This is a genomic window from Photorhabdus antumapuensis (assembly GCF_020387775.1).
In the GTDB taxonomy this organism is placed as follows: Bacteria; Pseudomonadota; Gammaproteobacteria; order Enterobacterales; family Enterobacteriaceae; genus Photorhabdus; species Photorhabdus antumapuensis.
This window is the reverse complement of sequence record NZ_JAHZMK010000104.1, coordinates 586-1,444: the sequence shown is the minus strand read 5'-3', so window position 1 is coordinate 1,444 and position 859 is coordinate 586. Positions and strand designations below refer to the sequence as shown.

The following is an 859-nucleotide window of genomic DNA, read 5'->3' as shown; positions in this document are numbered from 1 at the left end:
GATTTTGCCAGCACCTATCAGCGCTGGCAAAATAATGGTGCTCCCTTAGGGGACGAGGCATACCATATTTTAAAAACTTTAACCCTAGGAAGATTACCTTCTGCTGCAACAGGTATTGGTAATATGCGAATTGCTACCGCACAGCAACGTATTGAAGTAATTGGTGAATCTGGCACAGAATGGAATACGGAAGTGATTATTAGTAATCAGTTAGTGTATGTGCCTTATACTGGAGGAAAAATTTGAATAAACTCTGACTTTAATCATGAATATAGGAAAATATCGATTAAAAAATCTCAGATTTAATCTGTAATGATAAAGAATAAAAATAACACTATCAAAATAAACATTAATTTAAGTATTTTTCCTAATTTTTATTTCATTAAAACGAAAAGCCCATAATCATTTAACATTACACAAAAGGTGATATAAATGGAAAAAGAATATAATCCGTATAATTCAGAAGCCAATTTAAAAAACACTAACATTAAATCAACGGGTCCTTCAGCCGATGATTTAAAAAATCGTTTTAAAGAAGGTAGTATTCCATTACAAACCGATTATGCAGACCTAATTAATATTGCTGATATTGGCCGCAAAGCAACCGGGCAAGCACCCGGACAATCAGGAGAGCCAGGTGATGGTTTGAGTTTGACAGCTGATGGAGCTTTGCAGACAGTTGTTAATTCAACTGGTGGACTGCATTTTGATCAAAAAGCGTTAGCAATTAAACCTTACAATGGGATTAACGCTAATAATAATGGTGTTTCAGTCAAAGCAGGTAACGGTATTACGGTTAATTCAAGTGGTGTCAGTATTGATCCCAACAAAGTACTTCCCAGAGGAATGATTGTGATGT

The 859-nt window shown here is 35.0% G+C and carries 1 protein-coding gene and 1 pseudogene; both read left to right on the top strand.

Annotated elements, in window-relative coordinates:
- Positions 1 to 246: hypothetical protein (locus KZ793_RS22460; protein WP_225817286.1), on the top strand; the 246-nt coding region annotated here is incomplete at its 5' end.
- A 186-nt stretch (positions 247 to 432) separates the two neighbouring features.
- Positions 433 to 859, top strand: a pseudogene (locus KZ793_RS22455) (tail fiber protein); the annotation flags it as partial.